Origin of the sequence: Microcoleus sp. T2B6, assembly GCF_036700475.1 — a bacterium.
In the GTDB taxonomy this organism is placed as follows: domain Bacteria; phylum Cyanobacteriota; class Cyanobacteriia; order Cyanobacteriales; family Microcoleaceae; genus Microcoleus.
The window spans coordinates 1-8,566 of sequence record NZ_JAUBOZ010000178.1 but is presented as its reverse complement, the minus strand read 5'-3'; the positions used below and the strand labels follow the sequence as shown (position 1 = coordinate 8,566).

6 protein-coding genes and 4 pseudogenes are annotated in these 8,566 nt (G+C 45.9%); 3 read left to right on the top strand and 7 right to left on the bottom strand.

What is annotated here, in order from left to right; genetic code table 11:
* Positions 1 to 431: 431 nt before the first annotated feature.
* Both QUA00_RS35440 and btpA read right to left on the bottom strand, forming a co-directional pair.
* On the bottom strand, positions 432 to 1,355 hold the full coding sequence (locus QUA00_RS35440) for a vitamin K epoxide reductase family protein (RefSeq protein ID WP_333413217.1): 924 nt from the start codon (positions 1,353 to 1,355) through the stop codon (positions 432 to 434).
* Positions 1,356 to 1,553: 198 nt separating this feature from the next.
* A complete protein-coding gene (gene btpA, locus QUA00_RS35435; RefSeq protein ID WP_333104508.1) occupies positions 1,554 to 2,441 on the bottom strand; it encodes a photosystem I biogenesis protein BtpA in 888 nt (295 codons plus the stop codon).
* 216 nt (positions 2,442 to 2,657) lie between these two features.
* Here btpA and QUA00_RS35430 point away from each other — a divergent pair.
* A pseudogene (locus QUA00_RS35430) lies at positions 2,658 to 2,789 on the top strand (helix-turn-helix domain-containing protein); the annotation flags it as partial.
* Between the two features lie 16 nt (positions 2,790 to 2,805).
* On the opposite strand, the gene QUA00_RS35425 reads toward QUA00_RS35430, so the two are convergent.
* Both QUA00_RS35425 and QUA00_RS35420 read right to left on the bottom strand, forming a co-directional pair.
* Positions 2,806 to 3,255: a transposase gene (locus tag QUA00_RS35425; protein ID WP_333144028.1), complete on the bottom strand. Its 450-nt coding sequence runs from the start codon at positions 3,253 to 3,255 to the stop codon at positions 2,806 to 2,808.
* 43 nt (positions 3,256 to 3,298) lie between these two features.
* A pseudogene (locus tag QUA00_RS35420) lies at positions 3,299 to 3,940 on the bottom strand (RNA-guided endonuclease InsQ/TnpB family protein); the annotation flags it as partial.
* Positions 3,941 to 4,136: 196 nt separating this feature from the next.
* Between QUA00_RS35420 and QUA00_RS35415 the strand changes: the two are divergent.
* Positions 4,137 to 4,244 (top strand): annotated as a pseudogene (locus tag QUA00_RS35415) (zinc ribbon domain-containing protein); the annotation flags it as partial.
* 200 nt (positions 4,245 to 4,444) lie between these two features.
* On the opposite strand, the gene QUA00_RS35410 reads toward QUA00_RS35415, so the two are convergent.
* Positions 4,445 to 5,599 carry an ISL3 family transposase gene (locus QUA00_RS35410; protein WP_333413215.1) on the bottom strand — a complete coding sequence of 385 codons (1,155 nt, stop codon included), beginning with the start codon at positions 5,597 to 5,599 and terminating at the stop codon, positions 4,445 to 4,447.
* A gap of 221 nt (positions 5,600 to 5,820) precedes the next feature.
* Between QUA00_RS35410 and QUA00_RS35405 the strand changes: the two genes are divergently transcribed.
* The gene (locus QUA00_RS35405) at positions 5,821 to 6,807 is read left to right on the top strand and encodes a GDSL-type esterase/lipase family protein (RefSeq protein ID WP_333413213.1); all 987 of its coding nucleotides are present in this window, start codon (positions 5,821 to 5,823) and stop codon (positions 6,805 to 6,807) included.
* A 409-nt stretch (positions 6,808 to 7,216) separates the two neighbouring features.
* Here the strand turns inward: QUA00_RS35405 and iscB are convergent.
* A pseudogene (gene iscB, locus QUA00_RS35400) lies at positions 7,217 to 7,960 on the bottom strand (RNA-guided endonuclease IscB); the annotation flags it as partial.
* Between the two features lie 135 nt (positions 7,961 to 8,095).
* Positions 8,096 to 8,566: HNH endonuclease signature motif containing protein (locus tag QUA00_RS35395; RefSeq protein WP_333413211.1), on the bottom strand; the 471-nt coding region annotated here is incomplete at its 5' end.

Here is an 8,566-nt window from a genome sequence, read left to right as displayed (position 1 = left end):
CCAGAAAGGGCGGGCTATAAGCCCAACCCCTACTCCCCACTTTCAAGAGTGTAAATTATTTAATTCGCGATCCTTAGATTTTAGATTATCGAATTTTTTGGTTTTGCGGTGCGATCGGGCTGCAACAGCAGAAACCGGGTTTCGCCACCAAAATATGTCATTTCAACAATCATTCTGGAAGCAGAAACCCGGTTTATTACATTTTTCTGTAAAAGTTTTAGTAGTTATTCGCCGATCTAAATACTAAAAACCCACAACTTGTTTTAAACTTTTTCGTTCTAAATAATTTTTACTATTTTTTTATTGATTATAATAGATGCAAGATTCTAGATTGATTTCGCAGCACGATCCCACGCTAAACTAAGTTAAAGACCAGGATATTTCCTGCCCATCAATCTAAAATCTGTCATCTATAATCTCCCACTTTCCTGTTAGTTTTGAAAGTTGCGGGAACCCGTGTAACCCGATAAATCAGCGAGTTTATCCAAAGATTGTGTCCCCGCGTAAAACTGACCATTAATCTCCCAAGTCGGGAAACCTTTAACATTCGCCGCAGCAGCTTGGCAAATTTCAGCGCGGGAATTTTGTCCCCTGGGATCGCATTCAAAATAATCTATTATTTTGGCTGCTTCTTTGCCGAACAGCATTTTTTGGTCGTGGCAGTGGGGACACCAGTAAGCGCCGTACTCTTTAGCGCCGATTTGTCGGAGGTGGCGGGCCAAAGCAATTTGTGCCGGGCCGGAGGTGGTAGTGACGGCAGGGGGTGCAATTCCGGGGGTAGAGACAATAGGAGGAGGTGACTTGACGCTGTTATAAAGTCCCAAGGCGCCGATCGAACTCACCATTGCCACCAAAATGCCTGTAAACACCAACTGTCCGATATCTTCCCACTCGCGCCCGACTAGCACCAGGACAAACAGCGACAGCGCAAATAAGGCAGAAGTGACGCAGTAAATGCACAGATCCTGAATTTCAAAAGCCATCAAATACATCAAATAGCTGCTGAAAATTACCATCGCAGCGGTGATGATAAATAGCGCTTGCCAAGTGTTTTTTTCTAGTTGAGAGTGCAGTCCTTTATTGGTGGCGGGATTTACAGCTTTGGGAGCCAATGCCAGGATTGCTATGCTCAGGTAAGCCAGACAGCCTAACAAACTTAAAGGCACTGTGCCGCTTACTGTGGCGTAGGGACTGTTGAGAACTTTGTCGCAGCCGCTGGTGGGACAAATGACCGAGCCATTCGTGAATTTAGCGATCGTGAGATAGGCCGTTTCTACGACGCCTATGGCTGCGATCGCTGCCATCACAGTCCTAGACCAGCGATGAATCCAAGGGGTTGAACGTCGGCGAATCATTTTTTGATTTGGTAATTTGGGAATTGGGAATTGTTGACTCTTGACTAATGACTGTTGACTGTTGACTGTTGACTGTTGACTGTTGACTAATGACTGTTAATTGTTAACTAATGACTGATGACTGATAACTGATGACTACTGACTACTGCCAACTGCCAACTGACTACTGCCAAGAGTCAACAGTCAACAATTCCTATTTTACGTTTTACTTGTGACTTTGCCCGGTTCCGGTGTTGGCCCTCTTGAGCCATTAGCATCTCTATTTTCCTGTTCGGGATCTTTCTGTGACAAGCTGCGGCGGGCGGCTTCTACAAACTGACTGACGCGGATCGGATCTATAGGCTGCTCGATGCGGCCGTTTCGCTTCAGGGAACTCGATACGATTACGCCGTCAGCGGCCTGCATGAGGGTGGAAATGTTTTCCCACGAGGCGCCGCTGCCGATGAAAACTGGAATTCCTGCAGCAGCAGCACTCGCGAGTTCTAAGTCTTCGAGATTGGGAGGGCTACCAGTTGTCCAGCCGGAAAGGATTACGGCGTCGGCTAAAGCTCGCCCGATCGTCTCTTGGACGGCTGTGGTCAAGTTGGGGCTGCCTAGGGGTCGCCCGTGCTTGACTAACACGTCTGCTAATATTTTGACATCGCTGCCCAATTCCCGGCGGTAGCGCAGTAGCTGGTGAGCTTGGCCTTCAATTAAGCCTTGGTCTGTAGCCATGATGCCGTTGAGGACGTTGACGCGGATGAATTGAGCTCCTGTGCAGGAGGCGATGGCGATCGCGCTGTGGGCGTCGTTTCGCAGCACGTTAACGCCGATCGGCAGCGTCACGAGATTTGTTAGCCTCTCAACTACCAGAGTCATGGCACTTACCACAGCCGGATCTACGCTGTCTTTGGCAAAAGGAGCGTCGAAAAAGTTCTCGACAATGATACCGTTTGCGCCACCAGAAGCCAGCGCTGTAGCCTCTTGCTCGGCTCTTCCGATAATAGCTTTGAGGTTTCCGCCCCAGCGGGGAGAAGTTGGCAAAGGCTGTAAATGTACGACACCGATTATGGGATTCGGCGTTTTGAATATTTGTTTTAAGTCCACGGATTTTCCTGAAACCACCAAGTTCACTGACGGCTGACGGCGGATTTTGACGGTATATTCTAGAATTCTATAGCAAATATGCTGAGAACCCCGTGTCTTTAGACCGGGGATGAAAGCTAGAGGCAGGCTTTAGCCTGCAAGTTACCTTGCATTGCTTTGCTTGTCGTTGACTCTACAAAAGCCTACTCTATTTTGTAGATCCAGGGAAAACGAGCAATGTTAAACCTTAATTACGAGTACAAATTGAAGCCAACTGCAGAGCAAGCTCAAGAAATTGAGCGGGTTCTAATGGTTTGTCGCAAGGTTTGGAACTACGCTTTGCGGGAACGCAAGGACTGGATCAACTCTCTTGACACTCCCCGCCCTATAAGGACGGGGATTCTTTCATCGCCGGGAGCGCAATCGCTTTACCCTCAGAAAGCATCTTGACCGTGTGTCCCACGGCTGCAAGTCCTCGAATGAGAACTACTTGAGCGGCTGCAACGTCTCTATCCGTCCTATAGCCACAATGTTGGCACGAATGAATACGCTCGGATAGCGCTTTCTTGCCCGTCTCGACTAAGCAGTTAGGACATATCTGACTGGTTTTCTTGCTGTCAACATTAAGAAAGAACACTCCGCGTTTGCGACAGCACTGCTCTAATACTTGAAAAAATTGTCCCCATCCAGCGTCTAAGCAGTGCTTCCCTAAGAAGCCTCGCACTAGACCTTTAAGTTTCAAATCTTCCACAAATATCATCCCCGCCCAATCGCAGAGATTGTGAGCTACGAGCCAGTAGTAGTTTTTCCGAGTATTTGCAATTCGTTCGTGCAGTTTGCTGACTTTAACTTGCGCTTTCTTGCGGTTATTCGACCCCTTAACTTTTCAAGGGTACTCTCTGTTGCAGTAATCTAAGCTTGCGTTCGAGCGAATTGAAAGGTCTGGGATTGGGGAACAACTTACCGTTAGAAACCGCAGCAAAGTGACTGATTCCAACGTCTACTCCAAGCGCTTCGCCATGTGGCATGACATCTGGAACGGATACATCCCACTGCAATGTCAACATGGCAAACCATCCGCTAGCACGTCTGACTATCCGAACCTGTTTTAGCTTGCCGCTATCAGGAATAGAACGCGATTGGCGCAACTTGAGCCAGCCAATTACAGGTAGCTTGATAGCGCCATCTCTTACGGCATCTATCCCAACTTGAGGAAAAACGAAAGAGCGCATGGTTCCACTCTTCTTGAATCGAGGGAAACCATGTCCTTGCTCCCACATACTGACGAATGCTTGTTCTAACCGACGAAGCGTCTGTTGTAGAACTTGAGATTGCACTCGCTGTAGGTTGCCAGAAGTTTTCCTATAGGCTGTTAATGTCTTGCATTGACTGGCATAAGTAGGGCGTTTGGTTTCTGCTGGAATGATGTATTCGGACTGGAGAGAACAAGCATTTATCTGACAGCTACGAGATTTAAACCAATCTTTGCGTTCGGCTAATGCATAGTTGTAGACGCGCCGACATTGTTCGAGCCAGTCTTCAAATCGGGCAACTTGCGCGCTCTGTGGGTTTGAGTTTGTATTCGTATGTCAGACTAAACAGTTGCATCACCTCCTCTATTTACTATAGCTTAAAAAACGTTGCATCGCTTCTTAAGCTATAGTATTTAAAGAGAAAGCCGTCAAGCCAAGGACGGGGCTTTAAACCCAATTTTTCGGTAAAAAGGAGCTTAAAGAAAGACTCCACCAATGCCCTGAGTGTGGTTACACGACGCATAGAGACGTAGCAGCAGCTCAAGTTATCCGCTTTTCAAGGATTGTCTGAGGAGGGACGCTTCTTGGACATTAGACCTCTTGCAAAAATAACTAGGACGGGCTCTTCGGTCCATCCCACAAGAGTTATTTTTTCTTGTGGGATGGGCCGAAGAGCCCGTCCAATAAATTTATGAAAAGGACTTTTGCAAGAGGTCTATTAAAGAAAATGCTTGTGGAGAGGCTCTCCTGAACTTGTGGTTATAATTTTATCTAATCAGAAAAGCAAGCTAATACACGATTTCTGAAATTATTAAAATTAGAAAAGCCATATCCTTGCCGCATTATCAACTTAATTCGATTGTTGATTCCTGACATCACTCCACTTGTTGTGCGATTAAGAAAGTAGTTGCAAATACCCTCACAATGGTTTTCAATTGTTGATGCAGATTCTCTAAAAAATACTTGTGCATGATTTAGCCATTCTTTAATTTTTGTCGGCCCTTTTTTGACAGTCAAATTAGTCTCATATATTTCTCTAAATTTTTCTTTCATCTCATATGCAATTCTCAAGCCTTCTGATTTACCTAGTACCAATTCTAATTTATCAATCTGAAGAGGATTCAAATTTACTCGATTACTTAACAATAAATATTTACTTTGCCTATCTGTTATTCCGGCGGCTCTACGTAATTTATTCAAGTCTTTATTGACTACTTTCATCACATGAAAACGAGCGATAATAATTGGGGCATTGGGAAATACTTTTTTGATAATTTTAGGAAATCCTCCCCACATATCAACACTCACTTCTTCAACTTGTTCTCGAACCTCAATTGCTTGCTTCATCAGGACTTCAATGATTTCTTCACAGCGATGGGAATCAATCATTTCAATTAAATTACCTTCGCCCAGGTCACTGACAACAGTCACAAAATTTCCTTGACATGAGCGCATACTTATCTCGTCCAGACAAATTCGTTTAACCTGTTCCCAATCTGGTTTTTTTTGATTTTTGTTTACCTGGTAAAATATTCCTTTTATTTCGTGATAACTCAGTCCTTCTTCTCGCCCAATTTGCTCCATGCTCGATTGTTTGACGCGCTCATAAATATTTTGTTCGTATCGTTGAGTATGCCGTCTTTTTATGTCCAAAAAATCTATTTTTTCTGTGGGATATCGTTGGCAATTAGGACAGTAAAACTGCCGTCGCGGGACTTTTAAATACACAGGACGACCCAACACTGGCAAATCTCTTACTAAGATTGGTCGATTCTGATGCAACTGTTCGGTATAATTTTGGCAATGATGACAAACCATACCTTCTTCTACAATGCTCAGTCCTAATATAATTTTTCCATCAATTTGAGTACAACTTTCAACCTTCACTCCAGGCAAGTCTAATATGTAGTCTAAATAAAAATTCATGATAATTAATGTATTGTTTGTTACATTATACACCATAAAGTCAGGAGAGCCTGTGGAGACGGTCTGACGGGGGCTGGCAACGGTCTAGTTAAGAGTCGCGGAAGCAAGAAGAAGAAAGCTTGAGGGTGTGGCCCCGGCCCACCCTCAAGCAGCCTTTAAGAATCCCCGCGCTGGTCTGCCGGGGAGTGCGTCAAGTCAAGTCAAGTCAACAAGGTTAAGTGGTGGAAGTTGTTCTCATAATTTTGGCTGTCACCTCGGGATTGTGGGCAGCAATCGAAGTGCTGCTGCAGGTGCTGCTGGGTTTTGGCAATCCCTTGATTTACATTGCCGATGCCGAGTGCGGCTATTTGTTGGCGCCCAACCAAAAAGTGCGCCGCTTGGGCAACCGGATTGAGATTAACGAGTATTCGATGCGTAGCGGAGCGATCGCCCCGATACCCCCTCCAGAAACTCTGCGCGTCTTGCTGTTGGGAGATTCTGTCGCCAACGGCGGTTGGTGGACACATCAGACAGATACGATCTCGGAAATTATGGCTCGGAATTTAAGACTGCAAGTACAGCATCTGGCGAGCGATGCACAATTAGGTTCAAAAGTCAACTATTTAAATTTTGAAGTTCTCAATGCCTCAGCCAATTCTTGGGGGCCGAGGAATCAACTTGCTTACGCCAAGCGGTTCGGTGTTTTTGGGGCAAAGGCTTTGGTTTTGCTGCTCAATACGGACGATTTGTTTGCATCGGCTCCTTGTGATCTGGTTGTGGGGCGCGATCGATCTTACCCGGATCACAAACCCCGATCGGCTACGCTAGAGTTATTGAGCCGCTACCTGCTACCTGCTGTGCCGACTCCTCAATTGGCAGCACCCGAAGCCACAAGCGGCGATGTAGTAGGCTGCAACTTAGAGGCTATTCGCCAAATCCATAAAATAGCTGTATCCGCCAACATCGAGTTTTTGCTAGCCGTCACGCCCAAGCGGGGCGAACTCGGCGGCCCAGGCCCTCGCGACTGGGAAGTCAAAGCTAGAGCGCGTCTCGCCGAACTCGTAGAAACAGAGAAAATTACTTACATAGATTTTCTTCCCATTTTCAATTGTGCGGCCGAATTTCCAACTTTGTATCGAGACAGCATTCACCTGAGTCCTCAAGGAAATCAGCTAGTTAGCAAAACCATCAGTCATCAAATAGCCGCTCTTTTTTGGCATAAATCGTGACTTCACCTAAAGACGGATACTTGCCCACGACTCCTGTTGTCGAGAGCAAAAAAGTTGAAACCTTAGTTCAAGCCCCCAGACTCATCTGCAGAGTCAATCGATTTTAGATTTTAGATTTTAGATTTTAGATTTTAGAATTGAAGCATTGACTTGCGCGAGATAAATTCGGGGGCAAGTTTCATCGGATACAGGTTGTTTATTTCACCGGTCCTGAGTCTGCTTTCGGAATGAATCCGGGGGCTTATATCCTGGATGCTTTTGGTCGATCTAAAGTCTAAAATCGTTCGACTGAGCGCAACTCGACGCACGCGCTCGCCGAACTTCTCACCAAAAAACGAGCGAGAAGCCCCTGGCGACCGACTTGGGTAGGAAAGCGGTAGCGACTTCAGTCGCCTTGAAGTTACTTTCTTCAAAATGCGTAGCTATAGCCATCTTTTTTGTGAATTGGACTGCAATATTTATAACCAATACCTGCGACTCTTTCAGACTTGGTTGCGATATCAAAACTACCTGAAGCACCGCAGAGAACCCGCCCTACATAGCAGCCGATTTTCTTCCCTGCGGTAACGGTTGCACTGACAATATCGCCAGTCTGAAACCCTTTGTGGATTTGCACTCTGGATTTGTGCCGAGTAGGAAAGCCATACCTATTGGTACCGCACATCTGTCGTGTCCCATGCCCTTTTGCTGTAATCAGTAACGGCTTTGAGGTTAAGACTTCGAGTGTGTCAAAGTTAGCTACACACGCAGCATCAAGCCAGTGCGATTTGGGCAACCCTAATCGATTGCGATTGAACTTAGTTTGCCCGCCCGTACCAGTAGTGACAGGTAATCCCGTCTCTTTAAGTGCATTGAACAACCCCCATCGGGTTGAGTTGACTGCTGCTGCATCTTTGAGTGGTAGTTTTGCCTGTTTGAGGATGCGGTTTAGCACGTCGGGTTTAGTCGCTAGAAATGCCCGAACATCCTGATTACCTTTCTTTTGATTGCAATCGTGACAAGCAAGCGTCAAATTGGAAACTCTGTCAGAACCACCTCTTGACTTAGCTTGAATGTGTTCAATCTCAAACGGTACATTTTCAACCGAGCAATAAGCGCACTGCCGATTCCATTTTGCCAAGAGATACTGCCGGACTTCGTAACCCTGCAATTCGTTAGAGTCGAACGGGGAATCACTTCCCCGAACTCTCTTGCAAAACTGGACGTGAGACTTTCGCCTCATCCAGCTCCTCACTGATTTGGCACTTGTCATGTGAACCTCGTTCCCTTCTGTTGGGGGGTTAGGGGATTAAAAAGGGTGGTCATCAATCCATTCCTCGATAATACTTATATCCCTATCGGCTTTGGTTAGCCGAGATTTGGCGTGGAGTTGGTCGTGACAGTGTTTATGTACTAAGCCCAGATTATCCCGCTTGTTGTTTTTGTGATTGCTATCTTTGTGATGAATTTCGGCAAGCGAGTCAGGACTGAAGTATAATCCGCAATATTCGCATTTTCCGCCCTGTATTTTTAGCAACTCGGATAGTTGCTTTTTCACTCCAGGGTAGTCTCCCTTTCGGGCGCTCCAATATATCCAGTCACCGTCGTATGGACTCTTAACGCCCTCAACTTTTGTGTGGCGGACAACCTTTGTGTCTGAGTGATTTATGAGGAATAAACCCTCTTGAGTAGCAAATACCCACTGGGTGCATCTCACTTTGGCAAATGTGTCAAAAAAGAGATAAAATGAAAAAGCTAGTAAAATCGTTAAATAAAGATG